General features: G+C 58.2%; 25 protein-coding genes. 13 read left to right on the forward strand and 12 right to left on the reverse strand.

Annotated elements, in window-relative coordinates:
* Window positions 1-3 precede the first annotated feature (3 nt).
* Both lpdA and TU81_RS09435 read left to right on the forward strand, forming a co-directional pair.
* The gene (gene lpdA / locus TU81_RS09430) at window positions 4-1386 is read left to right on the forward strand and encodes a dihydrolipoyl dehydrogenase (protein ID WP_048394692.1); all 1383 of its coding nucleotides are present in this window, start codon (window positions 4-6) and stop codon (window positions 1384-1386) included.
* Window positions 1387-1658: 272 nt separating this feature from the next.
* Entirely contained in the window at window positions 1659-2678 is a 1020-nt protein-coding gene (locus tag TU81_RS09435) for a branched-chain amino acid aminotransferase (RefSeq protein WP_038984199.1), read from the forward strand.
* Window positions 2679-2750: 72 nt separating this feature from the next.
* On the opposite strand, the gene TU81_RS09440 is transcribed toward TU81_RS09435, so the two are convergent.
* Window positions 2751-3743, reverse strand: a complete 993-nt coding sequence (locus TU81_RS09440) for a hypothetical protein (RefSeq protein ID WP_151152230.1) — start codon at window positions 3741-3743, stop codon at window positions 2751-2753.
* A gap of 423 nt (window positions 3744-4166) precedes the next feature.
* On the opposite strand from TU81_RS09440, the gene TU81_RS09445 reads away from it, so the two are divergent.
* Window positions 4167-4508 (forward strand): hypothetical protein, encoded by a 342-nt coding sequence (locus tag TU81_RS09445; RefSeq protein ID WP_038984201.1) that lies wholly within the window; start codon window positions 4167-4169, stop codon window positions 4506-4508.
* Here the strand turns inward: TU81_RS09445 and TU81_RS09450 are convergent.
* On the reverse strand, window positions 4498-5424 hold the full coding sequence (locus TU81_RS09450; RefSeq protein ID WP_048394695.1) for a LysR substrate-binding domain-containing protein: 927 nt from the start codon (window positions 5422-5424) through the stop codon (window positions 4498-4500). The two genes, TU81_RS09445 and TU81_RS09450, sit on opposite strands and share 11 nt — an antisense overlap.
* Window positions 5425-5529: 105 nt before the next feature.
* Here TU81_RS09450 and TU81_RS09455 point away from each other — a divergent pair, with 105 nt between their 5' ends.
* On the forward strand, window positions 5530-6138 hold the full coding sequence (locus TU81_RS09455) for a LysE family translocator (RefSeq protein ID WP_038984203.1): 609 nt from the start codon (window positions 5530-5532) through the stop codon (window positions 6136-6138).
* On the opposite strand, the gene TU81_RS09460 is transcribed toward TU81_RS09455, so the two are convergent.
* Window positions 6135-6899 carry an ArsR/SmtB family transcription factor gene (locus tag TU81_RS09460; RefSeq protein ID WP_048394697.1) on the reverse strand — a complete coding sequence of 255 codons (765 nt, stop codon included), beginning with the start codon at window positions 6897-6899 and terminating at the stop codon, window positions 6135-6137. The genes TU81_RS09455 and TU81_RS09460 overlap by 4 nt on opposite strands.
* An 81-nt stretch (window positions 6900-6980) precedes the next feature.
* On the opposite strand from TU81_RS09460, the gene TU81_RS09465 reads away from it, so the two are divergent.
* Entirely contained in the window at window positions 6981-8087 is a 1107-nt protein-coding gene (locus TU81_RS09465; protein WP_048394699.1) for a cytochrome P450, read from the forward strand.
* Between the two features lie 6 nt (window positions 8088-8093).
* Here TU81_RS09465 and dmeF read toward each other — a convergent pair whose 3' ends face one another.
* Together dmeF and TU81_RS09475 are read right to left on the reverse strand one after the other, a co-directional pair.
* Window positions 8094-9023: a CDF family Co(II)/Ni(II) efflux transporter DmeF gene (dmeF, locus tag TU81_RS09470; protein WP_048394701.1), complete on the reverse strand. Its 930-nt coding sequence runs from the start codon at window positions 9021-9023 to the stop codon at window positions 8094-8096.
* Window positions 9024-9034: 11 nt separating this feature from the next.
* The gene (locus TU81_RS09475; protein ID WP_038984207.1) at window positions 9035-9310 is read right to left on the reverse strand and encodes a metal/formaldehyde-sensitive transcriptional repressor; all 276 of its coding nucleotides are present in this window, start codon (window positions 9308-9310) and stop codon (window positions 9035-9037) included.
* A 527-nt stretch (window positions 9311-9837) separates the two neighbouring features.
* Between TU81_RS09475 and TU81_RS09480 the strand changes: the two genes are divergently transcribed.
* The 3 genes from TU81_RS09480 to TU81_RS09490 all read left to right on the forward strand — a co-directional run bounded on the left by TU81_RS09480 (window position 9838) and on the right by TU81_RS09490 (window position 11952).
* Entirely contained in the window at window positions 9838-10122 is a 285-nt protein-coding gene (locus tag TU81_RS09480) for a DUF6124 family protein (protein ID WP_038984208.1), read from the forward strand.
* A gap of 354 nt (window positions 10123-10476) precedes the next feature.
* A complete protein-coding gene (locus TU81_RS09485; protein WP_048394703.1) occupies window positions 10477-11697 on the forward strand; it encodes a colicin E3/pyocin S6 family cytotoxin in 1221 nt (406 codons plus the stop codon).
* A gap of 15 nt (window positions 11698-11712) precedes the next feature.
* The gene (locus tag TU81_RS09490) at window positions 11713-11952 is read left to right on the forward strand and encodes a pyocin S6 family toxin immunity protein (protein WP_038984209.1); all 240 of its coding nucleotides are present in this window, start codon (window positions 11713-11715) and stop codon (window positions 11950-11952) included.
* Between the two features lie 246 nt (window positions 11953-12198).
* Here TU81_RS09490 and TU81_RS09495 read toward each other — a convergent pair whose 3' ends face one another.
* From TU81_RS09495 to TU81_RS09510, 4 genes are all read right to left on the reverse strand, one after another.
* The gene (locus TU81_RS09495; RefSeq protein WP_007895103.1) at window positions 12199-12537 is read right to left on the reverse strand and encodes an FKBP-type peptidyl-prolyl cis-trans isomerase; all 339 of its coding nucleotides are present in this window, start codon (window positions 12535-12537) and stop codon (window positions 12199-12201) included.
* A 106-nt stretch (window positions 12538-12643) separates the two neighbouring features.
* Window positions 12644-13897, reverse strand: a complete 1254-nt coding sequence (locus TU81_RS09500; RefSeq protein WP_048394704.1) for an OprD family porin — start codon at window positions 13895-13897, stop codon at window positions 12644-12646.
* Window positions 13898-13990: 93 nt separating this feature from the next.
* Window positions 13991-15295, reverse strand: a complete 1305-nt coding sequence (locus TU81_RS09505; RefSeq protein ID WP_038984211.1) for a CitMHS family transporter — start codon at window positions 15293-15295, stop codon at window positions 13991-13993.
* 96 nt (window positions 15296-15391) lie between these two features.
* The gene (locus tag TU81_RS09510) at window positions 15392-16474 is read right to left on the reverse strand and encodes a 4-oxalomesaconate tautomerase (RefSeq protein ID WP_048394706.1); all 1083 of its coding nucleotides are present in this window, start codon (window positions 16472-16474) and stop codon (window positions 15392-15394) included.
* A gap of 158 nt (window positions 16475-16632) precedes the next feature.
* Between TU81_RS09510 and TU81_RS09515 the strand changes: the two genes are divergently transcribed.
* From TU81_RS09515 to TU81_RS09525, 3 genes are all read left to right on the forward strand, one after another.
* The gene (locus tag TU81_RS09515) at window positions 16633-17523 is read left to right on the forward strand and encodes a LysR family transcriptional regulator (RefSeq protein ID WP_048394708.1); all 891 of its coding nucleotides are present in this window, start codon (window positions 16633-16635) and stop codon (window positions 17521-17523) included.
* Between the two features lie 115 nt (window positions 17524-17638).
* On the forward strand, window positions 17639-19447 hold the full coding sequence (locus tag TU81_RS09520) for a monovalent cation:proton antiporter-2 (CPA2) family protein (protein ID WP_048394709.1): 1809 nt from the start codon (window positions 17639-17641) through the stop codon (window positions 19445-19447).
* 135 nt (window positions 19448-19582) lie between these two features.
* Complete coding sequence (locus TU81_RS09525; protein WP_048394711.1) at window positions 19583-20680, forward strand: DNA alkylation repair protein; 1098 nt, start codon at window positions 19583-19585, stop codon at window positions 20678-20680.
* A gap of 132 nt (window positions 20681-20812) precedes the next feature.
* Here the strand turns inward: TU81_RS09525 and TU81_RS09530 are convergent, their stop codons facing one another.
* The 3 genes from TU81_RS09530 to TU81_RS09540 form a co-directional block, all read right to left on the reverse strand.
* Complete coding sequence (locus tag TU81_RS09530) at window positions 20813-21172, reverse strand: DUF6124 family protein (RefSeq protein ID WP_048394714.1); 360 nt, start codon at window positions 21170-21172, stop codon at window positions 20813-20815.
* Between the two features lie 382 nt (window positions 21173-21554).
* Complete coding sequence (locus tag TU81_RS09535) at window positions 21555-21761, reverse strand: DUF4287 domain-containing protein (protein ID WP_038984217.1); 207 nt, start codon at window positions 21759-21761, stop codon at window positions 21555-21557.
* A 209-nt stretch (window positions 21762-21970) separates the two neighbouring features.
* Window positions 21971-22855 (reverse strand): LysR family transcriptional regulator, encoded by an 885-nt coding sequence (locus tag TU81_RS09540; RefSeq protein ID WP_048394716.1) that lies wholly within the window; start codon window positions 22853-22855, stop codon window positions 21971-21973.
* A gap of 135 nt (window positions 22856-22990) precedes the next feature.
* Here TU81_RS09540 and TU81_RS09545 point away from each other — a divergent pair, with 135 nt between their 5' ends.
* Window positions 22991-24637 carry a GMC family oxidoreductase gene (locus TU81_RS09545; RefSeq protein WP_038984219.1) on the forward strand — a complete coding sequence of 549 codons (1647 nt, stop codon included), beginning with the start codon at window positions 22991-22993 and terminating at the stop codon, window positions 24635-24637.
* A 208-nt stretch (window positions 24638-24845) separates the two neighbouring features.
* Window positions 24846-26468 (forward strand): MFS transporter, encoded by a 1623-nt coding sequence (locus TU81_RS09550; RefSeq protein ID WP_038984220.1) that lies wholly within the window; start codon window positions 24846-24848, stop codon window positions 26466-26468.
* Window positions 26469-26553 lie beyond the last annotated feature (85 nt).

Below are 26553 nucleotides of genomic sequence, written 5' to 3' on the forward strand. Positions count from 1 at the left end.
GACATGCAGATTTTGAACACCACGCTGCTGATCATCGGCGGCGGCCCCGGCGGTTATGTGACGGCGATCCGTGCTGGTCAGCTGGGCATTTCAACCATTCTGGTGGAAGGCGAATCGTTGGGCGGCACCTGCCTGAACATCGGCTGCATTCCGTCGAAGGCGTTGATTCACGTCGCCGAACAGTTCCATCAGACGCAACACCACAGCCAACACTCGGCGCTGGGCATCAGCGTGTCGGCGCCCACCCTGGACATCGGCAAGAGTGTCGAGTGGAAGGACGGTATCGTTGATCGCCTGACCACCGGCGTCTCGGCGCTGTTGAAGAAACACAAGGTCCAGGTCATTCAAGGCTGGGCCAAAGTGATTGACGGCAAAACCGTCGAAGTCGGCGACACGCGCATTCAATGCGAGCACCTGGTGCTGGCCACCGGTTCGAAAAGCGTGAACCTGCCGATGCTGCCGATTGGCGGGCCGATCATCTCCTCCACCGAAGCGCTGGCGCCGAAAAGCGTGCCTGAACGGCTGGTCGTGGTCGGTGGCGGTTACATCGGTCTGGAGCTGGGGATTGCCTATCGCAAGCTCGGCGCCGAGGTCAGTGTGGTCGAGGCGCAGGATCGCATCCTGCCGGCCTACGACGCCGAACTGACCCACCCGGTGCATGAGGCACTCAAGCAACTCGGCGTGAAGCTTTACTTGAAGCACAGCGTCGAAGGCTTTGATTCACAAGGCAATACGCTGCAAGTTCGTGACCCGAATGGCGACACCTTGAACCTGGAAACCGATCAGGTACTGGTGGCCGTCGGTCGCAAACCCAACACTCAAGGCTGGAACCTCGAAGCCTTGAACCTGGACATGAACGGTTCGGCGATCAAGATCGACAACCGTTGCCAGACCAGCATGCGCAACGTCTACGCCATCGGCGACTTGAGCGGCGAACCGATGCTCGCTCACCGGGCCATGGCTCAAGGCGAGATGGTTGCCGAGCTGATCAGCGGTAAACACCGCGAATTCAACCCGACCGCCATCGCCGCCGTGTGCTTCACCGACCCGGAACTGGTGGTGGTCGGCAAGACCCCGGACGAGGCCAAGGCTGCGGGACTGGATTGCATCGTTTCCAGCTTCCCGTTCGCCGCCAATGGCCGGGCGATGACGCTGGAGTCGAAAAGCGGCTTCGTGCGGGTTGTGGCGCGCCGTGACAACCATGTGATTGTGGGTTGGCAGGCGGTGGGTGTGGGCGTGTCGGAGTTGTCGACGGCGTTCGGGCAAAGCCTGGAAATGGGCGCTCGTCTGGAAGACATCGCCGGCACCATCCACGCGCATCCGACGCTCGGTGAGGCGGTACAGGAAGCGGCGTTGCGTGCCCTTGGTCACGCGCTGCATCTGTAACCCAGGGAGATTGATGGCGTAGGTGATGGCCTCTTCGCGAGCAAGCCCGCTCCCACATTGGAATTTGTGGTGTTTGTAGGTGCTGTGGCAACCACAGATCGAATGTGGGAGCGGGCTTGCTCGCGAATTCTCGAGGTCGACATCATTTATATGCCAATCACCCGATAGTCCGGGCTGCGAAATGGGCCCGGAATGAAGTATTGTTGTCCCCATCCAGAAAAATGTCAGAAGCCTTGAACCGTTTCGGCGGTTGTTAAGTGATAGAGGGTGTCATGGGTAACGAAAGCATCAATTGGGACAAGCTGGGTTTTGACTACATCAAGACAGACAAGCGCTATCTGTCGCACTGGCGTAATGGCGAGTGGGACAAAGGCACCCTGACCGAAGACAACGTGCTGCACATCAGCGAAGGCTCCACTGCCCTTCACTATGGCCAGCAGTGCTTCGAAGGCCTGAAGGCCTACCGCTGCAAGGACGGTTCGATCAACCTGTTCCGCCCGGACCAGAACGCCGCACGCATGCAACGCAGCTGCGGTCGCCTGCTGATGCCGCAGGTGTCCACCGAGCAGTTCGTCGAAGCGTGCAAGGAAGTGGTCCGCGCCAACGAGCGTTTCATTCCGCCTTACGGCACTGGCGGCGCGCTGTACCTGCGCCCGTTCGTGATCGGCGTGGGTGACAACATCGGCGTGCGTACCGCGCCCGAGTTCATCTTCTCGATCTTCTGCATCCCGGTCGGCGCCTACTTCAAAGGCGGTTTGACCCCGCACAACTTCCTGATCTCCAGCTACGACCGTGCAGCCCCACAAGGCACCGGCGCGGCCAAGGTCGGTGGTAACTACGCCGCCAGCCTGATGCCGGGCTCCCAGGCCAAGAAGGCGCATTTCGCAGACTGCATCTACCTGGATCCGCTGACCCACACCAAAATCGAAGAAGTCGGCTCGGCCAACTTCTTCGGGATCACCCACGACAACAAGTTCGTCACCCCGAATTCCCCTTCGGTGTTGCCGGGTATCACTCGTCTGTCGTTGATCGAGCTGGCCAAAACCCGTCTGGGCCTGGAAGTGGTCGAAGGTGACGTGTTCATCGACAAGCTGTCCGATTTCAAGGAAGCCGGTGCCTGCGGTACCGCTGCGGTGATCACGCCGATCGGCGGCATCAGCTACAACGACAAACTGCACGTGTTCCACAGCGAAACCGAAGTCGGCCCGGTCACCCAGAAGCTCTACAAAGAGCTGACCGGTGTACAGACCGGCGACGTCGAAGCTCCAGCCGGCTGGATCGTCAAGGTTTGATCTGACGGGGCCTGACCCCAAGCGGCACATAACCCATCCATCGCTTTGGCGTTGGGTGGGTTTTTTATTGCGTTAATTGCAGCTGCTGGAACCTTGCAGTTCTCGTATGCGTTTAAGCATGGTCTCTGGGCAATGTTTTTTCAGGGCTTCCACGTCAATCGGCTTTGAGGGTGAAGCTAAAAATCGAGAAATAGCCTCCTTGTCAAACTCTTCAAAAATATAGAAGCGACTAGGATCATAAAAATACACATCCTTGACGGCTTTGTTAGTAGTAATTAGTTTTTTGTCAAAAAATGCAGCTTCCAAGGTTCGAAGAGTCAGGCCTGATTGCCCTGGCTGGTTGATCTCTATTAGCACGTCAGCATCAATGACTTGCTGGAGGTTTTCCTCATACGACAATACTGAATCAGTATGATATTTCGTTAGAGGAATGGATGACTCATCCTTCACGATTTGAAATTTAATATTACAACCCAAGCTTTCAAGATCATTAGCCATATTTTCTATCAGGTGAGCGCGACCTTTATCCCTGCCAAGAAAAAAACAAGTGATACGGCGGGTAGGCTCCAGCCTTTTTGTATTCAGCTTGCTTGCTGCTTCTGCACTGAAAGGAAAGAACTGCTCGAGGTAGTCGATACCAAATAAACGGCATTGCTCCGGGTCGAAACTGTAGATTCTGTCGAAAATCTTTCTCATTTCATCTACAAAGGGCGCATCAACCAGATCTCTGATCAGAAGGACCTTGACACCTCTGAAGGTGCTAATAACACTAGGGTTCAATCCGCGTTTAACTTGCCCCTCATTACAAACCAATATGTCTTTAGCACTTATAGATTTCCCCGCATTGACCAACTTCCCAAGCCAGGACGTAGAAATATTTAGCGGGATTCTCTTTTGAAGTGTTCTTATAGTACGGTTGATTCTTTTGGCGTAAGCCGGGATGTGGAGTTTATGAACATCATGCTTTTCAGCAAGACCATCGATCATAATTTGCTCGTACCGAGCTTTCCAGCCTAAAAAAAACACTCTCATATCATATTTCCCAGGTGTTAAATTGCTGGTCATCTAACGAAGTCAGGATGTTTAAAAAATCAAACACGTAATGACCTACATAGAAAACCACAACCAAAAATAATCGCACCCAGAACAAAATAGTTAATTCCCGTTCGTTTTCACGAACGCGAAAATAGCATCATTCTACTGGCCGTCGCTATAAGAAAGCTGATCCCTGAGCTCCTGAAATTGGCTCACCGAGCCTGCATGGCACATGGCCACGCAGCAAGGAGTTTGACACAGCACCCTCCAATTGTTGAAGTCAGCCTTGCGAATTTGACAGTATATTCTGACACTGCACGCCAGTATTTCCCAAACCTTCAGCCTTCAAGGTAAGCGTTGGGGGCAAATAGTTGCATCGGATCAAATCAGCGTCCTGCTCGATTCGTCACTAAACTTGCCGCGTGCAACAGCCTCAACAGGTGCCTCAAAAGCATGAACAGACTCTGGCGAAAGTATCTGGCCTTACTCGACACCGACTTCACCACGCAAGTGTTCGACAACATCAAAAACCTGCTGGTGTGCGCCCTGCTGTTCGCGGCGGGCACCAACGTACTGGATCGCGAGCATCACCTGTTCATGGGGTTACTTGCTTCGAATCTGGCGGGTTGGGGGCTGATTCTGGTGTCAGCGGTGCTGATGTTGCTGAGTGTCAGTGACGGCCTGCGCCGGCTGTCCAAGTTGCCGTATCACACGGCGTTTCAGATTATTTTGTTTCTGATTTACCTGGTTTTGGCAGTGCGCGTGGTGGAGATTGTCTGGGTTTTCAGGGCGTAGCAGTCACAGCACGAGGTGTTTGCCAAAGTAGCTCATCCTGAGCAATGCGGGCAAACAACCACTCCACAAACACCCGTGTTTGCACCGTCGCGTCCGGCGCAATCCCGTAGTAATAACGCGGCAATGGCACGCGCAACTCGGGCAACGGGCAGATCAGCTGCCCACTCAAAAGATGAGTGCCCAGCAAAGAGGTCGGGCACAAGGCAATGCCCTGCCCCTCCACGGCGGCCTGAAGCACCAGGTGCATGTGATCGAACTGCCGGGTGACCTGAGTGGCTGACAAACTTTGACCAAAGTGCATGGCCCAATGGTGCCAGTCTTCGCGACGTGCCTTGGCGGTCAGTAGCGCGTGGTTGCTCAGCGAAGTGAGGTCTTCAAGTGGCAAGCGTTCGATCAGCGATGGCGCCGCGACCAGCAAGAGTTCGTCTTCGAACAGCGCTCGCGCCTCAATCGCCGGCGCCCAGTCGTCACGACCACGACGAATGACGATGTCGAACCCGTCGCGTGCCTGATCGGGTGCCTGGGTTTGCGTGATCACCTGCGGCTTGATGTCCGGGTGCAGCGCGATGAAATCCCCCAGCCTGGGCGTCAGCCAAAGCACGGCAAAGGACGGACGTACATTGATCTTCACGGTAGGCAGCGCGGCATGTTGCTTGAGCGCAGCGGCAGCGTTGGCGATCTGCGACAGCCCCACACTGACCTGCTCATAAAAGCGCTGACCTGCCGGCGTCAACACCGATTGACGGATGCGCCGCTCGAATAGCAGTACGCCCAGGTACTCCTCCAGCAATTTGATGTGCCGGCTGACGGCACTGTGGCTGACATGCAGCTCTTCGGCCGCCAGCCTGAAGCTCTGATGACGAGCAGCAACGGCGAAGGCGCGAACAGCATTAAGAGGCGGTAGTTGATTTTTCATGCGTCTAATTTAGTCACCTATGCGCTTTAATTAAAGCGTTTGTCACGCCCCCGTCGTCACGCCAATCTGCCAGCACGCAGCCAGCGGCACTTGACGGAGCAAGACATGAACAACTACGGACTCTTTATACTTTTCGCCACCCTGACCATTTTGAGCCCGGGGCCTGGCGTGGTCCTGACCCTGTCCAACGCGGTGCGTCACGGCTGGACGGGAGCGGTGCCGGGCATTCTGGGGATTGCGTCGGGGGCGTTCGTCGTCGCCGCCATCAGCGCCACCAGTGTGGGCCTGATACTCAGCACCTCCGCGAACGCCTTTACCGCGCTGAAATACGCCGGGGCCGCCTATTTGTTGTACCTGGGCTACAAAAGCTGGCGCTCGGATCGTTTCAGTACGCTGCTTGAAACGCGCCCTTCAAGCCCTGGTTATCGCTTCCTCGAAGCGGCTTCGCTGCAGCTTTTGAACCCCAAGGCAGTGTTTTTCTTTCTGGCGGTGTTCCCGCAATTCATCGACACCTCGGCGCACTTCTACGCCCAGTTCTTCAAACTGGTCGCCTCCTATGCCGTACTGGTGATTCTGGTGCATGGCAGCTATGCCTTGCTCGCCAATGCCGCCAAAGGCTGGTTGTCGAGCCCGAAGGGTTCCTGGGTGGCGGCGAAAGTCTCGGGCGTGACCTTCGCCGGCTTTGGCGTGCTCATGGCCTCGGCCAGTCGCTAAGCCACAGGCCTTGCGATCGCGCGGCGCCTGTTCTCGGTGGACGCGGGTTGTGCTGTCGTCACCTGAACCGGCAGCTCAACGGCGAACCGGCTACTGAGTTCCCTGCGCCCCACCGCCTTCAACGCCAATGCCCGGCTGTCCAGGTCCTGCGTCACCCATTTGCGTTTGATCGCCGTTTGCAGCAACGCCGCGCCCAAGGCACCGCCCAAGTGTGGCCGACGCATGCTCCAGTCCAGGCATGGGCAGGCGAAGCGGCGGCGCAAGGTGCTCAAGTCTTTGACGTCGACGCCCAACCCTTCGAACAACGCTTCACCGCTGTCGCTCAGTCGATAAGCCTGTTCATCGGTTTCCAGCAACCACCCCGCTTCGATCATCCGGTCATGCAGCAACACCGCCAACGTGCCGGCCATATGGTCGTAGCAGGTGCGGGCGAATTGCAGGCGATCCGGAGTGCGCGGATTGAACATTGGCGCGGCGTTCTGGCCGATCACCATCAATGCTTCCAGGGCCTGGGCCACGCGCTTGTCCGCGAGGCTGTAATAGCGGTGGCGGCCTTGAACGTGCAAACGCACCAGCGCCAGTTCCTTGAGCTTGGCCAGGTGAGCACTGGCGGTGGAGGCGCTGACTTCGGCAATCGCCGCCAGTTCGGTGCTGGTGCGGGCGTGGCCGTCCATCAACGAACAGAGAATTTTCGTCCGGGCAGGTTCCGCGATTGCGGCAGCTACTTGAGAGACGCCGATGTCGTGTTGTTCTGCGTTCATATTTCGCTCCCGGACGAATCGTCGTCTTTTCGAGTTGGAGATAGTAGCAACACTTTCCAACCACCGATAAGGCTGCGACCCATGGACCCGATCATCGCTGCGACTCATGCCGATCCCTACCCCTACTACGCACAACTGCGCGCCGAGGGCGGACTGGTTTTTCATCAAGGACTGAAACTGTGGATGGCCAGTAGCGCCCGAGCCGTTGCCGCCGTGCTGGCGCATCCGGATTGCCATGTCCGGCCGTCCCATGAGCCGGTGCCCAAAGCGATTGCTCAAGGCACGGCCGGCAAGGTGTTTGGTCAGCTGATGCGGATGAACGAGGGCGAACGGCAGCGTTGCCCGAGGGCGGCGATTGAGCCGGGGCTGGCGTTGATTGACGTGAACGAGGTCAATGCGTTGGTCGGCGCCCGGTTGATTACCCCGGGCGCCGATGGGTTGTACGCGGCGATGTTTCGCGGGCCGGTCTGCGTGGTGGCGGCATTGCTGGGGTTTTCCCCGGCTCAGGGCCGGGCCATCAGCGAACTGACCGCCGACTTCGTTGCCTGTTTGTCGCCGCTCAGCGATCAGGCGCAGCTGGAGGGCGCCCATGCCGCGGCGGAACAGCTGAAGGGTTATGTCATCGAGCTTCTGGACGATCCGAGCAATCGAAGCGCCCTGCTCGCCGGTATCCGGCAGCGTTTCGCGGCGACATCGACCGATTCTGAAATCTTGATCGCCAACCTGATTGGATTGTTCTCCCAGACCCATGAAGCCACTGCCGGGCTGATCGGCAATGCGCTATTGGCGTTGATCCGAAACCCACAGTTGGATTCGACTCATATTGATGACCTGATCGCTGAAGTCCAGCGTTTCGACCCGTCGGTGCAGAACACCCGCCGCTTCGTCGCCGCGCCGTGTGAAATCGACGGCGTGAGCCTGAACCCCGGCGACGTTATCCTGGTGCTGCTGGCCTCGGCCAATCGCGATCCGCAGCTTAATGATGATCCCGACACATTTCAGCTCGACCGCCCGAACCGTCGCAGCTTCACTTTCGGCGGCGGCCGTCATCAATGTCCGGGGCAGGTTCTGGCCATGAGCATTGCCAGTGCCACGCTGACTGAGATCCTGGCGATGAAACCTGCTTTGGACTGTTTGACCTGGCACTACCGCCCTTCCCTGAATGGGCGCATTCCGCTCTTTGCTTAAGGCACCTCAAGCGTTGCGATATTCGACCGTCAGGTGAGACAACTCATGAACCAGCGCCAGACGCTCGCGAATGGCATCGGCACTGACACCCGCCGCGGCCACGACGCTGACAATCGCTGCCCGCGCCTGAGGGCCAACCTGCCAGACGTGAAGGTCACTGATGCGAATATCGTCCGTTGATTCGAGCAGCTCACGAATTTCGGCGGCGACGTGTTCGTCGGTGGTATCCAGCAACACCGCGGCGCTGTCGCGCATCAAGCCATAAGCCCATCTCGCGATCACGATGGCGCCGACGATCCCCATCACCGGGTCCAGCCAGACCCAGCCCAGGTAGCGCCCGGCCAACAATGCCACGATAGCCAGCACCGAGGTCAACGCATCGGCCAGTACATGCAAATATGCCGAACGCAGGTTGTTGTCGTGATGATGAGCGTGGGCATGACTGTGATCGTGATGATCATGGCCGTGATGCCCGTGGTTGCCCGCCAGTAGAAACGCACTGACGATGTTCACCCCCAGCCCCACCACCGCAATCACCGTCGCTTCGGTGAAGGCCACGGTGGTCGGTTGAAACAGCCGCACGATGGATTCGCCAGCGATGCCGATCGACACCAGGCCCAGCACTATGGCTGAAGCAAAACCCGCCAGGTCCCCGACTTTGCCGGTACCGAAACTGAAGCGTGAATTGTTGGCATGCCGCCGGGCAAAACCATAGGCCGCCGCAGCAATGCCCAAGGCCCCGGCGTGGGTCGCCATATGAAAACCGTCCGCCAGCAGTGCCATGGAACCGGTGATGTAACCGGCGGCAATTTCGCCAATCATCATAACGAAGGTCAGCGCCACCACCCACAACGTGCGGCGGGCATTGGCATCGTGGGCAGCGCCCAAAAACAGGTGGTCGTGGGTAAAACGCGAAGCTTGAGGTTGTAGTGTCATGAGTCTGACCTCTATTTCGAATAACGGCGGATGGCTTGCAGCAAGTCTTCAACGCCTTCGGCGCGTGCTTCATCGCTGAGTCCGGGACGCGCCACATGTTCACGGGCGTGGGCGTCGATGAACTGGTCCATCAGACCATTGACCGCACCGCGGATCGCCGCGACCAGGTGTAGGGTTTTGGCGCATTCGGCGTCAGACTCCAGTGCCCGTTCTACCGCCTGAACCTGTCCGGCAATGCGCCGGACACGGTTGAGCAAGTCTTCTTTGTGTTCGTGGATGTGTGACATACGTATACCCCCTACCCCTATATAGTGCATGGTTACCGATATAGCCGGGGTTAGCAAGTCAGGTTGACCCGCGTCATCGTTCTTCGCGAGCAAGCCCGCTCCCACACTTGATCATCGATGTTCACAAAATTTGTGACCGGCACAATCCCCTGTGGGAGCGGGCTTGCTCGCGAAGGCGGCATGACAAACGATGCATCATTTGCGGCATGCGCAACAGGCTACATCGCCTTGCGTCATTGCCTACAACTACGCCAGAATCCGCCGGCTTGTGCGCCTTGGGGCCCGTCGGTAACTTGAATCCCGTCACTGATCGTCAGTGATCGGGTTTAGTCGCTCGGTAGTTCTCAAAGCAGCACGCACTCCGTTCAGTCAGGTATTCACATGCCTGCGCTCAATGGCAGCTGTGCGCAGGGCACCTTCGGGTGCGCCGGTAAAGCTTTGGTACCCGGTCGACTAACCTGCCTACAGCTGCCACCCCCTTCGTTTAGTCGCGAGGAGGTTGCAGCATCAATTAAGGTACCTAAGCGATGTTCAAACACACTCCAAATCCCCCTGATTCAGAAGCCGAATCGGTTTCACCCAAGACCCCACGCAAACCCAGCACAATGTTCGTCGTCGCCCCCGACATGGATACCGAAAGCTTGCTGGCCAATGCCTGCGAATCACTGGCATCAGCCAGTGTCATGGTCAGTGACTTTGCAAACCTCCTGGAAGGCCCGAATCGGAACACAATGCTGGGGATTCAGCAGGTCATCATGCTGGGCGAACTGGCCGTGAACCGGGCGCTGGACAATATCGATCCGCGGGAATAGCCAATCTAGCCTTCAGCAAAAAAATGGTGTTGGAATGGGCATTTGTGGCAAGGGGGCTTGCCCCCTTTCGGCTGCGCAGCAGTCGAAAAAAATCGGCATGCGGTCAGTCTGAGAACCGCGATGATTGGATTTGGGGTCGCTGCGCAACCCAACGGGGGCAAGCCCCCTCGCCACGGATAACCAAAACCCCGCCATCTCTGCGTACATAGATGGCGGGTTTTTCCGTTTCAGTTCAGCACATAGCGACAAGCGCCATTTGTAACAACGGCCAGAGTTTCAGACCAGTCCTACATCTATCAAATGCCCTTTGATATAGCGTCCGCATCGTTTTCAAAAGATGAAACAAGGACGCTCATGGCTCGCAAAACAGACATACCTCGGGTTCAAAACCCACCATCGGGCGACGGGCACCACATCACCAGCCGCTACATGACCGCCACCGAACTGACAGAGCGCGACGCCAGACAAAAATCCTATGACGACATATTGGCCCGACAGCAGGCATATGAAGATCGTTTTGTCAGGCAGCCTCAACAGCTGGGTCAATCCAGCTCCGTGGGTTGCGTGTTCGCCAAAAGCTGCAACCTCTCCGAAGGCGTAATCAACCACGGCAGCCCAGCCGGGTTCGTCCCTGTCGAGAAACTGACCGACTACGGAAAATTCTCCCTGCTGGGTGGCCGCGAAAGGGATGTGGCGGGAAACATCCCACTCAAAAAAATCAGTGGCAGCGCGTTACCTGCTGCACTGGGAACGCTTCTTCTGGGCGGGGTTGGTGCTGCTGGTACTGGGACGGGTGCTGCTGGCGCAGGCATAGTGACGGCTGGTATTGCAGCTGGAGCCTTGGCCGGAATGGTTGCATTGCTGTGGCCGTCGAGCTTGGGCGACAGCGCCCTGTACACAGAAGAACAGCTCAAATCGCTCAAGGAAGGCCGTACACGGGTTCGACTGCATGTCGAGCAACAAGCTGATGGCACCTTGAAGGGTTATGGGTACAACACCCAGAAGCGCCGTGACTGGGAAATAATTCCTGTAGTCCGGTTCAAGAGTCAGGGTTCTCAGCAGGTGGCTGACTTTGGTAATGGGATAACCCTGATATGGACGCCAGCGGTTGACCCATCCAGCACCTCAGGGACTCCCCCGCTAGAGGCCGCCCCACAAGCACCTCAGATCTGGATTTATCCGCCCACCGAACAGGCAGATAACATCATCGTCAACCCGATCTACCCGCCTGAGTACAAGGATTTCATTCTTGTATTTCCGGCTGATTCCGGTGTGCAGCCGCTGTATGTTGTGGTTTCAAGATCTGCTGGCGGCGGTGATATAAAGTACCACCGGCCGCCGTTGACATTGTCTGCATTTCCAGATGCCCTTCCTGTTAAATCAAAAAGCAGTGTTCAAGGCGGGGGGAGTAAGCGCAGCCGATGGAAAGACCGAAAGGGGCGAATATATGAATGGGACAGTAAGACAGGCGCAATAGAGAAGTATGACAGTCAAGGTAAGCATCTTGGCGAGTTCAACCACGAAACAGGTGAACAGATAGATCCCGCCAAACCAGGCAGAACCACCCCGAAATAAATTAAGAGGCTATTTATGTTTTTATGGATTAGTGGGTTTTTAAAAGGTGATGACGAAGATGATTCCTTAAAATACGACCTCACAGTTCGACCTGAGTTTGAAGTCGCGGTAATGGGTGTTCTTGGGTGGAAAAATCTTGATGAAAGCGCGGATGGAGAATGGTTACTAACCGGCGAGCAAATCCAACAAATCGCCATAGCTCTCAATGAGCAGTTACCGACTGAACTGGACCTCTTCATAGGGGTGCGGGAGTAGGTGCAACTGAGATGGGAGTTAAAAAGTGAGCTTTCTCTACCAAGATCCATCAATGAGCCAGGAGGAAGCGACGAGGCTTCTAGCATGCGGCCAGTCTGGAAAACCGCAATGGCTGGATTTGGGTCGCTGAGCAACCCAACGGGGGCAAGCCCCCTCGCCACAGCAAGCTCCCTCGCCACAGATAGCAAAAAACCCGCTGTCTCCTCACAGAGACAGCGGGTTTCGTCATTTCAGCCCACACGCCAATCAATCATCCCGCGTCAGCACTTCCAGCAATTCGATCTCGAAAATCAAATTCGAATTCGGCGTGATCGCGCCCATCGTCCGCTCGCCATAAGCCAGATGCGCCGGCACCAGCAGCTTGCGTTTGCCACCAACCTGCATGCCCATGATTCCCTGATCCCAGCCCTTGATCACCCGCCCCGTGCCAATCACGCACTGAAAAGGTTTACCCCGACTGTAGGAAGAATCGAATTCAGTGCCGTCTTCCAGCCACCCGCGATATTGGGTAGTGATCAGCGCGCCTTTGACAGCGGCTTTGCCGTCACCCACTTCAAGGTCGATGACCTGCAACTCATCATTCATCACATTCACTCTTTTGCGCGCTTGCCCGAACAGGGCTTCATGGGCGTCGTTTTCCCAGAAATACGGGCGATTGGCAACTTATTCAGTTAGACCCCGCTCGGCGCCCTTACCAGAGGGCAATATCGTAGGTGAAATAGATCCGGTTGCTGTCACGTCCGCGGGCGAAGTCCGAACGGTAGACGTAGTTGCGCAGCTTCACGCCAACGCCCTTGAACGTGCCACTCTGGACCACGTAGGCCAGTTCCATGTCGCGTTCGGATTCTTTGATGCTGGTGTCGGACTTGCCATCGTTGCCTTTGAGATAGCGGGTCATGAATGTCAGCCCGGGCACGCCCATCGGCGCAAAGTCGTAAGCGTAACTGAGCATCCAGGTCTTCTCGTCCTCCTCGATGAACTTGCCGATGCCTGCGTTGCTGAACGAGTACACCGTCGCACCGCTGATGTACGGCAGCCCGGCGTCACCGCTGAGTTGTTGGTAACCGCCACCCAAGGTGTGCCCCGCCACCGCGTAGGACAACTGGCCGCTGAGCATGTCGTTATCGATTTTCGAGGCGTAGGCACGGCCCGCATCCTTGCTGTTGAAGTAGCGCAGGTCGCCGGTCAACACCCCGGGACCCAACGGCAGATCGTACTGGATGCCGGCAAGATTCTGCCGATAGAAGTTTTCCAGCTCGCCGTAGAAGTAACTCAGACGCGTGTGCTTGCCGAGTTTGTAGTCACCACCGGCGTAGGTGAAATCGCCACCTTTGTCGCCTGAATAACCGTCAGGAACGATCGACACGCTGTCGGTGGAATCGCGCAGTTTGAATCGGTCCAGATGGCCGCCGGTCAGGGTCAGGTTCTCGATGTCGGTACTGGTGACTTGCCCCCCCTCGTAGGTTTGCGGCAGCAAGCGCGCATCGTTGTAGATCAGTACCGGATTTTTGGGCAGCAAAGTGCCGTACTTGAGGGTGGTCTTGGCCAGTTTGACCTTGGCCGCCGCCCCGGCACTGGCAAACTCATCGGCGGCACGGCCGTCATCGTGCACCGGCAGCAGACCGGTGCCACTGCGGCCACGACCGGAATCCAGTTTGACCCCCAGCAAGCCCAGTGCATCGACCCCGAAACCCACTGTGCCAGGGGTGAAGCCTGACTGAAAATCCAGCAGGAAACCCTGGGCCCACTCGGTGCGCTCACTTTTGGCGGTTCTGGCCGCACGCGCACTCAAGCCATGCTCATCGCGAAAGTTTTCGTTGATATAGACGTTACGCAGTTGCAACTTCAACTTGCTGTCGTCGATGAAATCACTCGCACCGGCAGTGGCCATCGGCAACACACCCAGAAGAGGAAGAAGAGCCCCGCGAGTCAGAAAGTGGGTCATGTCGAACTACTCATATTATTGTTTTATGGATGCACGTGACCGCGCGTCCGTCATCGGGCGCGTGGAGTTCTATCAAGGCGAGTCGGGGGTGAATCAGGCGAACAGCGTCAAGGCCCCGGTCAGCAGGGCTAAAGCTGTGACCACCAGGGAAGTGAGCACCGCCCATTTGAAGGTGGCGCGCTGGAAGTCGCCAAGGTCGCGATCGACCATCCCCACCAGCAACAGGGTCGAGGCCACCAGCGGGCTCATCAAGTGCACCGGCTGGCCAAGAATCGACGCCCGGGCGATTTCCACCGGATCGATCCCGTAGGCCGCCGCCGCGTTGGCGAGGATCGGTACCACACCGAAGTAATAGGCATCGTTGGACAGTACGAAGGTCAACGGCATGCTGGTGATCGCCACCACCAGCGGGAACAGGTGCCCCCAGGACGGTGGAATCCAGTCCACCAGAGTTTGCGCCAGGGCGTCGACCATTTTGGTTCCGGAGAAAATCCCGGCGAAGATACCCGCCGCAAACACCAGCAGGACTACCGTCATGGCGTTGCCGGAGTGCGCGAGGATGCGCTCTTTTTGAATGTTCAGTTGCGGGTAGTTGATCATCAGCGCCAGCACGAAGCCAATCAGAAACAGGATTGCCGAGTGCATGAGTCCCATCACCAGCGCGACCATCACCGCCGTCACCAGCAACAGGTTGACGTAGGCCAGTTTCGGGCGTTTGTGCGGCGTGTCCTCAAGAATCGCCTTGATATAGCAATCACTCCCGCCGCTTTGCAGCTGGACGTTGCCAATGCGTTTACGCTCGGCGCGGCCCAGCAGGAACGCAGTGAATACCACCCACGCAGCGCCGCCGATCATGGTCGGCAACAACGGCACAAAGTACGCCCCGGCATCCAGCCCCAACGCGGCAATCGCCCGGGTCGCCGGGCCGCCCCAAGGGGTCATGCCGCTCATGATGCTCAACGACAGCATGGAAACGGTCGCCAAAATCATCGGGTTCATCCCAATGCGCTTGTACAACGGCAACATTGCCGCGCAGGTGATCATGTAAGTGGTAGTGCCGTCACCGTCCAGGGCGACAGTCAACGACAGCAGCGCGGTGCCGACCGCGATTTTCATCGGGTCGCCGTTGACCCGTTTGAGAATCTTGCGGATCAGTGGATCGAACAACCCCGAGTCGATCATCAAACCGAAAAACAGAATCGCGAACAGCAGCAGTGCCGCCGACGGTGCGACCATCTTCAGGCCGTCGAGCATCATTTTTCCGGTGGTCCCACCAAAGCCACCGATCACCGCAAAGACAATCGGAACAACGGTCAACGCAACGATGGGTGACAGACGCTTGGTCATGATCAGGAACGTGAACACAACCACCATGGCCAAGCCGAGTAAGGCGAGCATAGGGCAACTCTCTTGTTGTTATGGAATGCGTGGCCGACGCGCAGGCGAACGACCCCGAGCTTTCTGATGCAAAACTGCGGTGACTACGCGAGAAAACTACCCGGCGAACCGTTGGGAAACCGGGGCATACACAAAGCCGGAAAACAGCCTTCGAGCGGTACGAACAACAGAGGCGCGGATAGTCTTACCGTTCTTACCGGTGTAGGACAATACGACATCGATGCCGCCGCTCGGATGCTCGATTCGCACCTGTTGCAGACGCGGCCCGCCGGTATTGCCGAGCATCTGCGCGACCACACTGCCTTCGCTGACACACGCCGTGGCAATACCGATGGAACCGGTGATGGCCAACGCACGGTGGCAGTTGTGTGGCATGAAATAGCGAACCTGCAACGTGCCACCGGCCACCGCCTTGGATACCAGCACAGGCTTGGGGATGACTTTGTCGCTGACGTCGCCCAGGCCCATGGCCATGCCGGCCTGCAGCCGCAGGGCTTCGAGGCGCTGCAGAAAGTCTTTGTCGGCGTCCAGCTCGGTTGGCGTTTCGTCGCCACGTTTGCCCAGGTGACGCGCCTCGATGATCATCATCGGCATGGCCATGTCGATGCAGGTCACTGGAATGTCATCGAACCAGTCCTGGACGCTGCCTGTTGGAAACAGCTTGCCGGTCTTGCTGCCAGCGGCGTCGAGGAATGTCAGTTGAACCGGTGCCGCGCTGCCAGGCACGCCATCGATGGCGGTGTCGCCTTCATAGCTGACCTTACCGTCTGGCGTCTGTACGTCAGAGGTGACGAAGGTGCCGGTGTTGAGGTTGCGAATCCGCACGCGGGTCAGCTCGCCGGCCGCCTTGACCAGGCCTTGCTCGATGGCAAACGGTCCGACCGCGCAAAGCATATTGCCGCAATTGGGGGCGGTATCCACCCGACGCTGGGACACCATGACCTGGACGAACAAGTAATCAACATCGGCATCGGGATGCAACGAAGGGCTGACGATGGCGACCTTGCTGGTTTGCGGGCTGCCACCGCCGATGCCGTCGATCTCCAGTTCGTGACCGGAGCCCATCACCGAGAGCAACAGCTCATCGCGTTCTTGAATCGATACCGGCAGATCCCAAGCAAGAAATACCGGCCCCTTTGAGGTACCACCGCGCATCAGCACACAAGGAATTCGTTGCATGACTACTAACTCTTGTTAATCAATCGAGGTAATTGATGTCTTGGAAACAAGAGTGACAGGGAAATAATTGTGTTTCCAATGCAAAGATCAGAGCAATTATTGCGTTTCACAAAAGAAAGTTTTACCGTGATTCAGCGCCCTCCTCGACGAGATAGAACATGGAATATGAACTTCAGGACATCCGATCTTTCGTGAAAATCGCCGAACTGGGGAGTTTTCATGAGGCTGCCGATGCCCTGCATCTGTCACAACCGGCGTTGAGTCGGCGGATAAAAAAACTTGAGGAGGGTTTGGGGACCATGTTGCTCGACCGAACCACGCGCAAGGTCAGCCTGACCAGTGTCGGCCGCGACTTCCTGCCCAAGGCTCGCCGATTGCTGGATGACTTCGACGATTCGATCCTGAACATCCGTGAATTGGCCGAGCGGCAAATCGGTCAGGTGACCCTGGCCTGCATTCCAACCGCTGCGTTTTACTTCCTGCCGTCGGTGATTCGTCTCTATAACGAACGCTACCCGAAAATCCGCATCCGTTTGCTCGACCTCAGCGCCAATGAAGGGCTCGAAGCGGTGTTGCGGGGGGAAGCCGATTTCGGCATCAACATGATGAGCGGCCAGCACCCGGACATCGAATTCGTTTCACTGGTCAACGAGCCCTTTGTCCTTGCCTGCCGCCGTGACCATGAACTGGCCGGGCGGACGTCTGTGACCTGGTCAGAATTGAGCGATTACCGGTTGATCGGGGTCGGGCGCCTGAGCGGCAACCGCATGATCCTGGACCACGCCTTGTCGGGCCTGAGTTGGCGTCCGCAGTGGTTCTATGAGGTGCAGCATTTGTCCACCTCGCTGGGCATGGTCGAAGCCGGTCTGGGAGTTTCCGCGATGCCGAGCCTCGCCATGCCAACGGCGGATCACCCGACGCTGGTGAGCATTCCGCTCACCGATCCTGTAGTGAACCGGACACTCGGCCTGGTGTACCGTCGGGGCGCATCGTTATCGCCGGCGGCGGAGAAGTTCGTTTCGATCCTGCTCGAACAATGGCCCCACTAAACGGTAAATTCTCAGCAACCTCCTTGCTGACTGAAAGGGCGCCAGCCTTTATCCTGACGCCCCGCTGAAAATCGGGCGAGCGCCGCTCTCGCCTGCCACACCCTGGAGTTTCGCCATGCCCCACGAAGGCAACCTGTTGCAAGCCGCTGTCGTCTTTTTATTCGCGGCGGTGCTCACCGTCCCCTTGGCCAAGCGCCTGCAACTGGGGGCTGTATTGGGTTATCTGTTTGCCGGGGTGATCATCGGGCCGTCGGTGTTGGGCTTGATCGGTAATCCGCAAAGCGTCAGCCACATATCCGAGCTCGGGGTGGTGTTGTTGCTGTTCATCATCGGCCTTGAGCTGTCGCCGCGACGTTTGTGGGTGATGCGCAAATCGGTGTTTGGCGTTGGCCTGGCGCAAGTGCTGTTGACCGGTTCGGTGATTGGTGTGCTGGCGTTGTTCGTGTTCGGCCAATCCCTGAATAGCGCCATCGTGTTGGGCCTGGGCCTGGCGTTGTCGTCCACTGCATTTGGTTTGCAAAGCCTGGCCGAGCGCAAAGAACTGACCAGCCCTCACGGACGGTTGGCGTTCGCGATTTTGCTGTTCCAGGACATCGCCGCGATCCCGCTGATCGCGATGGTGCCGCTGCTGGCCGGCGGCGACCACACCAGCAGTGCCGCCGAAGATCTGAACCATGGCTTGCGGGTGCTAGGCAGTATTGCGGTGGTGGTGATTGGCGGGCGGTATTTGCTGCGACCGGTTTTTCGCGTGGTGGCCAAGACCGGCTTGCCGGAGGTGTCCACCGCCACTGCGTTGCTGGTGGTGATTGGTACGGCGTGGTTGATGGACCTGGTCGGCGTGTCCATGGCACTCGGCGCATTTCTCGCTGGTTTGCTGCTGGCGGATTCCGAATACCGTCACGAACTGGAAGCGCAGATCGAGCCGTTCAAGGGGCTGCTGCTGGGGCTGTTTTTCATCAGCGTCGGCATGGGCGCCAACTTGAGTTTGCTGCTCAGCGCGCCGATTGCGGTGCTGGGGCTGACCGTGCTGTTGATCGCGATCAAGCTGCCGCTGCTGTTTGTGGTCGGTCGACTGGCCGGGGGCTTGGGCAAGGTCAATGCGATTCGTTTGGGGATTGTGCTGGCGGCCGGTGGTGAGTTTGCCTTTGTGGTGTTCAAGATCGGCCGGGATCAGGGCTTGTTCGACCCGCGCCTCTACGACTTGCTAGTGCTGACCATCACCCTCTCGATGGCGCTGACACCGCTGTTGTTGCTGGCCTGCGCACGACTGGTCAAACCCAAGGTTCAACCGGTAGAGGTGCCGCAGAAGTTTCGCGAAATCGACACCGACACACCACGCGTGGTCATTGCCGGCATGGGCCGGATGGGGCAGATCGTGGCGCGGATTCTACGGGCCCAGAACATCAAGTTCGTCGCCCTCGACACGTCGGTGGAAACCATCGAACTGTCCCGCAGCTTCGGCGGTGTGCCGGTGTTCTACGGCGACCCGATGCGCCCGGAAATCCTCAGCGCCGCCAAGGTCGAGCAAGCGGAGTTCTTTGTGATTGCCACCGATGATCCGGAGACCAATATCAAGACGGCCGAGGTGGTACACAAGCTCTATCCGCACATCAAAATCATCGCCCGCGCCCGAAACCGTCAGCATGTGCACCGGTTGGTGGATGTCGGGGCTCAGGCGGTGCGGGAAACCTATTACTCCAGCCTGGAAATGACCCGGCGGACCCTGGTTGGACTGGGTCTGACGCAGACCCAGGCGGATGCGCGGATCAAGCGCTTTACCCATCACGATGAACAGGTGCTGGAAGCTCAACATGCGGTGTATGACGATGCGGCCAAGGTGATGCAGACCGCGCAGGAATCGCGGGCGGAATTGGCAAAATTGTTTGAGTCGGATCAGTTGGAAGAGCAAGCGGGTAAGGTTTGAACCGGTTCGTTCCCACGCTCTGCGTGGGAATGCCGCCATGGACGCTCTGCGTCCGCTCTTGAAATGTGACGCAGAGCGTCACGGGATGCATTCCCACGCAGAGCGTGGGAACGATCATTTGGCAAGGAACCCACAATGGCAGACCAAACCTCCCCCGCCCTGAAGGAAATCTTCAACGCCGAACGCCTCGCGCACATCGCCACCGAGATGACGGCGGTCTATCCCGGGTTCGACGCGAAGGCCTTCCTGAAGCTGGCCAAAACCGGCCTGGCGAAGTTGTCAGTCATGCAACGCATGGCCCGCGTCAGCGAATGCCTGCACGCGGTATTGCCACTTGGTTATGAAGAATCCCTCGACGTCTTGCGCGCCCTCGCCCCGCGCCTCAACAGCGCCTTCGTCAGTATGTTTTTACCGCATTACGTCGCGACCTACGGCGCTCATACGTTCGACCTGTCGATGAATGCGCTCAAATATTTCACAGCCTTCGGCTCATCTGAATTCGCGATTCGGCACTTCCTGCGCAGCGATATCGAACGCTCGTTGGCGCTGATGCACGATTGGTCGCTGGATGAAAACGAACACGTCCGGCGCCTGGCCAGCGAAGGCAGCCGACCGCGCCTGCCCTGGTCGTTCCGCCTGGAACCGGTCCAGGCCAACCCGACACTGGCGGCTGCGATCCTCGACAACCTCAAGGCCGACGACAGCCTCTACGTGCGCAAATCCGTGGCCAACCACCTCAATGACATCACCAAGGATCATCCCGAGTGGGTGCTGGCGCTGATCGAGGGCTGGTCGCTGGAAAACAAGCACACAGCGTGGATCGCCAGACACGCTCTGCGCAGTTTGATCAAACAAGGTAACCAGCGGGCGCTGGCAATCATTGGCGCGGGCGGCAAGCCCGAGGTTGAAATCATTGATGTGAAGATCGAACCAGCGGTGATTCGTCTGGGGGAGAAAATCACCCTGTCCTTCACGGTGAAATCCACGGTCCCGGAGAGTCAGCGACTGGTGATCGATTACGCCATTGATTACGTCAAAGCCAATGGCAGCACGTCGGCGAAGGTGTTCAAGCTCAAGGCGACGACGCTGCCCGGCAAAGCCACCGAATCCATTGCACGTAGCCAGCACATCAAAGAACTCACCACCCGAAAGCATTACCTGGGCTTGCACGCCGTGCACGTTCTGGTCAACGGCGAACGGCTGGCCAGCACGGCATTCGAAATCCTCGCCTGAGCGCCACAGCCTTCGCTTGAAATACGGTCCCTGTAGGAGCGAGGCTTGCCCGCGAAGGCGTCAGGTCTGGCATACCGCGTTATCGTTCTTCGCGGGCAAGCCTCGCTCCTACAATGGGAATGCAGCCCACACCTACTCAGGCGTATCAATGTTATCCAACACCCGGTTCGCAGTGATCTCCGCCATCATGATGCTGTTTGAAATGCCCAGCAGCGCGTGCCGCGACTCACCTTCCAGATGATCCACCAACTGATGGACCATCACATCAACCGAGGCCAGCGTCTCGACCAAAAAAACCGCCAGGGTTTCGGTAGTCGCCTCTGGGTCCACGGCAAATAGCTTGCTGGGTTTACGCGCGGCGGCTTTGATGTCGGCATTCGACGGGAAGTGGAAGTCGAGGGCGCGTTTGGCGGCCTCATTGGGTTCTTTTGAATCGGGTTCATACGGGGATATCGGATCGGTGTCCGGCGGATTTGGCGTAGGTTTGATCATGAAGAAACTCCTGATTGTTCATTAGGAGCTACCCGCATCACTTGCAGATGATGGGTGGCAGCTATGTGCGGGTCTGCAAGACCGGGAAACCAGGAACCCGGCAGATCCGAAGATCTCCCGCACAAAGCCGCCATTTCGCGGACATAAACGAGCGTCCTTTGGCAGGGCTATGCGACTGGTATTCCGGCGGGCTTGCAGACCCGATCACTGATGAGCAGTGACAGGAATCAAGTTACCGAGCGACCCCTAGACGCACAAGCCGGCGGATTCTGTCTTACGTGTAGGGGGTGGCGCAAGGCGTTGTAGCCCTTAGGTGGTAACTGCAAGCTTCATTTAAACGATCGCGATTTTTCTTGTTTAAATGGGCTGTAGGCTAGGTTGGTCAACTCGCCAAATAATACGCAACCAAAGCACTGGCATGGCCATGTCCCATACCGTGTTCAGCCTTCAGCCAGGCCACCATTTCCATATGTTTCTTTCCGCTCACTGTTCCAAGCAGATCCAGCCAGTGGCTGATGGGCTGGCCATATTTTTTCTCGATTGACGGGAAGTACGACGCCGGGCCTTTCACTTTTGTGTCGTCGGTCATGCGGCAAGCTCCCTTGTTCGCGGCGGAGTATCGGTGGACGCTCCTTGTCTTCATCCCACGAATTGAAGGCCAGGACGGCTGCGCTGTCCAGCGGGAACCATTTTGGAAATGAATCCGACACTCTCCCAAGATCAAAAGATCGCAGCCTTCGGCAGCTCCTACACCTATCCCTGTAGGAGCTGCCGAAGGCTGCGATCTTTTGATCTTTGTTATCCCAGCAACAAGCCCTGCTCGCGCTCACACAACTCCACCACGTAATCCCACAACACCCGCAGCCGCACGGACTTGTGCAGCTCGCGCCGCGTACTGATCCAGTAACTGCGCTGGATGCTTTCATCCGGCAGCAACGGCACCAAGTCCGGATCGGCGCTGGCCATGTAGCACGGCAGCACGGCGATCCCCAGGCCCGAGCGCGCGGCCTGTTGCTGGGCGATGACGCTGGTGCTGCGGAAGACCACCTGAGGGTTGCGGCAGAAGCTGTTGAGGAACATCAGTTCCTGGCTGAACAGCAAGTCGTCGACGTAGCCGATCCACGCATGACGGCCGAGGTCTTCGCGGCTGCGCAGTGGTGGCGAGCGGTCCAGATAAGCCTGGTTGGCATAGAGCGCCAGTCGGTAATCGGTGAGTTTGCGGGTGACCAGCATGTCGGCGGCCGGGCGTTCCAGGTGAATGCTGATCTCGGCTTCACGGTTGAGGATGCTGACGAAACGCGGCACCGCCACCAGTTCCACTTCCAGCCCCGGATAGCGTTCGAACAACCCGTTAATGCGACTGGCGAGGAACATGATGCCTAGCCCTTCCGTCACCCCGACGCGGATCTTGCCCAGCGGCGCGGATGATTGGGTGATTTCTTCCTGAGCCAGCAGCGCGACGTTTTCCATGGCTTCGGCGTGTTTGAGCAGCGCTTCGCCGGCCGGGGTCAATTCGTAGCCTTGGGCATGCTGGACGAACAGCGCGGTGCCGAGGCTTTTTTCGATGGCTTCGATATGCCGGGCCACGGTGGCGTGGGTGGTGTTCAAACGGCGAGCGGCGGTCAGCAAGCGGCCGCTGCGCTGCAATTCGAGAAAAAACCGCAGGTCATTCCAGTCGAACATGAACCCTCCTTGCCGTTATGCCGTGTGAATGACGCTGTTTGAAAACGCACAGCAGCTGCGTAAAAACTAACATTCTTTTAACGAAAGCTAACAACTAGGATGACCGACAACAAGAACAACAATACGAGGTCAGGGATGCAGACTTCCCTTGATGAATACGACTACATCGTGGTCGGTGCCGGGCCGGCCGGTTGTTTGCTGGCCAATCGATTGTCGGCCAACCCGCAACACCGGGTGTTGCTGCTCGAAGCCGGCGGCCGCGATAACTACCCGTGGATTCACATCCCGGTGGGTTACCTGTTCTGCATCGGCAATCCGCGCACCGACTGGTGCTTCAAGACCGAAACGCAACCGGGCCTGCAAGGCCGCGCCCTGAGCTATCCGCGCGGCAAGGTGCTCGGCGGCTGTTCCTCGATCAACGGCATGATCTACATGCGCGGCCAGGCTGGCGATTACGACGGTTGGGCGGCCGAGGGCAATACCGGTTGGGGCTGGCAAGACGTGCTGCCCCTGTTCAAACAAAGCGAAAACCATTTTGCCGGCGACTCGGAGTTTCATGGCGCTGCCGGCGAATGGCGGATCGAACGGCAGCGGCTGTCATGGCCGATCCTCGACGCCTTCCGCACGGCGGCCGAGCAAAGCGGCATCGCCAGCATCGATGACTTCAATCAGGGCGACAACGAAGGCTGCGGCTATTTCCAGGTCAACCAGAAAGCCGGGATCCGCTGGAACGCGGCCAAGGCGTTTCTCAAACCAATCCGCCACCGTGCCAATCTGACGGTGCTGACCGACGTCGAAGTCGACCGCGTGCTGCTGGAAAACGGCCGTGCCTCAGCGGTCAGCGCACGTTGGCAAGACCAGGCGAAAACCTTCAAGGCGCGTAAGGAAATCGTCCTGTGTGCCGGCTCCGTCGGCTCACCGGGCATTCTCCAGCGTTCCGGCATCGGCCCTCGCCCGCTCCTGCAAAAGCTGGGCATCGGCGTTGCCCATGAACTGCCTGGCGTGGGCGGCAACCTGCAGGACCATCTGCAACTGCGGCTGATCTACAAACTGGAAAAAGCCCGCACCCTGAACCAGATTGCCGGCACGCTGTGGGGCAAGATGGGCATGGGCCTGCGTTATCTGTATGACCGCAGCGGCCCGCTGTCCATGGCGCCGAGCCAACTCGGCGCCTTCGCTCGTTCGGGACCGGAACAAACCTCGGCGAACCTCGAATACCACGTGCAACCGTTGTCGCTGGAGCGTTTCGGCGAGCCGCTGCACGCCTTCCCCGCGTTCACTGCATCGGTCTGCGATCTGCGCCCGCAAAGCCGTGGCCGGATAGACATTCGCTCCGCCGATCCGCGGGAAGCGCCGCTGATTCAGCCCAACTACCTGAGCCATCCCGAAGACTTGCGAGTGGCAGCCGATGCCATCCGACTCACCCGCCGCATCGTCTCCGCGCCCGCCTTGCAAGCGTTCAAACCGGTCGAGTACCTGCCCGGCGACAGTTTGCAGAGTGAAGAGCAATTGCACGAAGCCGCCGCCCGGATCGGCACGACGATTTTCCACCCGGTGGGCACCTGCCGGATGGGCAATGATGCGGACGCGGTGGTCGACGCCGAGCTGCGTGTCCACGGCATTCCCGGCCTGCGCATCGCCGACGCCTCGATCATGCCGCGCATCACCTCGGGCAATACCTGTTCGCCGACGTTGATGATCGCCGAGAAAGCCGCGCAGCTGATCCTCAGCCCCAACACAAGGAGCGTGCCCCCCGAAAAACAACAGACCACACCGGCCTGAAGCAACGCGCAATCCATGTAGGAGCTGGCGAAGCCTGCGATCTCTTGGCGTCCTTGAAGGCGCTGAAAGATCAAGATCAAAAGATCGCAGCCTTCGGCAGCTCCTACAGGGAAGGAGTACACCCGATACATCGACAGTAGCGGCACCTGCCCACAAGGTTGGCGCCGACAGTGGAACAACAAAAACAATCACTGTGAGGGATACCGATATGTCAGAACATGTTCAGCCCCTGGAAGCCGTCCGCAGCGCCGGCACCAGTCAGGAAACCCAAAAAGTCATCTTCGCTTCGTCACTCGGGACGGTGTTCGAGTGGTACGACTTTTTCCTCTACGGCGCCCTCGCGGCGGTCATCAGCAAACAGTTTTTCGCCGGGGTCAACGACACCACGGCGTTCATCTTCGCGCTGATGGCCTTCGCCGCCGGCTTCATCGTGCGGCCGTTCGGTGCGTTGGTGTTCGGCCGCTTGGGGGACATGATCGGGCGCAAATACACGTTCCTCGCCACTATTGTCCTCATGGGCGTGGCGACCTTCTGCGTCGGCTTGCTGCCGACTTACGCCAGTATCGGCATCGCCGCGCCGATCATCCTCGTGGTGCTGCGCATGCTCCAGGGTCTGGCGCTGGGCGGTGAGTATGGCGGCGCTGCCACTTACGTCGCCGAACACGCACCGATGGGCAAACGCGGTTTCCACACCAGCTGGATTCAGTCCACCGCCACCCTCGGTTTGCTGCTGTCGCTGCTGGTGGTGCTCGGCTGCCGCTACTTCACCGGTGACCAGTTCGAAGTCTGGGGCTGGCGCATTCCGTTTCTGTTTTCAATCGTGCTGCTGGGCATCTCGACCTGGATTCGCTTGAGCCTGCATGAGTCGCCTGCGTTCGTGAAAATGAAAGAAGAAGGCAAACTCTGCAAGTCGCCGCTGCGCGACTCCTTCGGCAAATGGGACAACCTCAAAGTGGTGCTGATTGCGCTGTTCAGCATCAACGCCGGGCAAGCGGTGACCTTCTACGCGGCGCAGTTCTATGTGCTGTTCTTCCTCACCCAGTTCCTGAAAATGGACCCGGCCCTGGCCAACAGTCTGCTGATCGTCAGCGTGATCATCGGCGCACCGTTCTTCATCTTTTTTGGCTGGCTGTCGGACAAGGTCGGGCGCAAACCGGTGCTGATGATCGGCCTGTTGCTGGCCACCGCCCTGTACTTCCCGATCTTCAAGACCCTGGCCCATTACGCCAACCCGGCCATCGACCAAGCCAGCCGCCAGGCACCGATCACCGTGCTGGCCGACCCGGCCACCTGCACCTTCCAGTTCGACCCGGTGGGCAAGGCTAAATTTGATAGCCCGTGCGACAAGGTCAAAACCTTCCTGGTCAAACAAGGCCTGCCCTACAACAGCGAAGCGGCCCCGGCGGGCAGCGCCGTGCAGATCAGCATCGGCGAGGTGAAAATCGATGGTTACGATGAAGCAGCCCTGCGCGGCGCGGTGACTCTGGCCGGGTATCCGTCACAAGCCGACACCCAGCAGATCAACAAACCAATGATCGTGGCGCTGATCGTCGCGCTGATCATCATCTCCGCCATGTGCTACGGCCCGCTGGCGGCGCTGATGGTCGAACTGTTCCCGACCCGTATCCGCTACACGTCCATGTCCCTGCCCTACCACATTGGTAACGGTTGGTTCGGTGGTTTTCTGCCGACGGTGTCGTTTGCCCTGGTGGTGTATACCGGGGATATTTTCTACGGGCTGTGGTACCCGGTGGTGATTACCGGGGTGAGTCTGGTGGTGGGGATGATCTGTTTGCGTGAGACCAAGAATGTGGATCTGGACAAGAACTGACGGCACGAACCTCTAGCCCAGGCTTACCTGTGGGAGCGGGCTTGCTCGCGAAAAGGGAGTGTCAGTCGACATTAATGTTGCCTGG

The organism is Pseudomonas lini, assembly GCF_001042905.1.
In the GTDB taxonomy this organism is placed as follows: domain Bacteria; phylum Pseudomonadota; class Gammaproteobacteria; order Pseudomonadales; family Pseudomonadaceae; genus Aquipseudomonas; species Aquipseudomonas lini.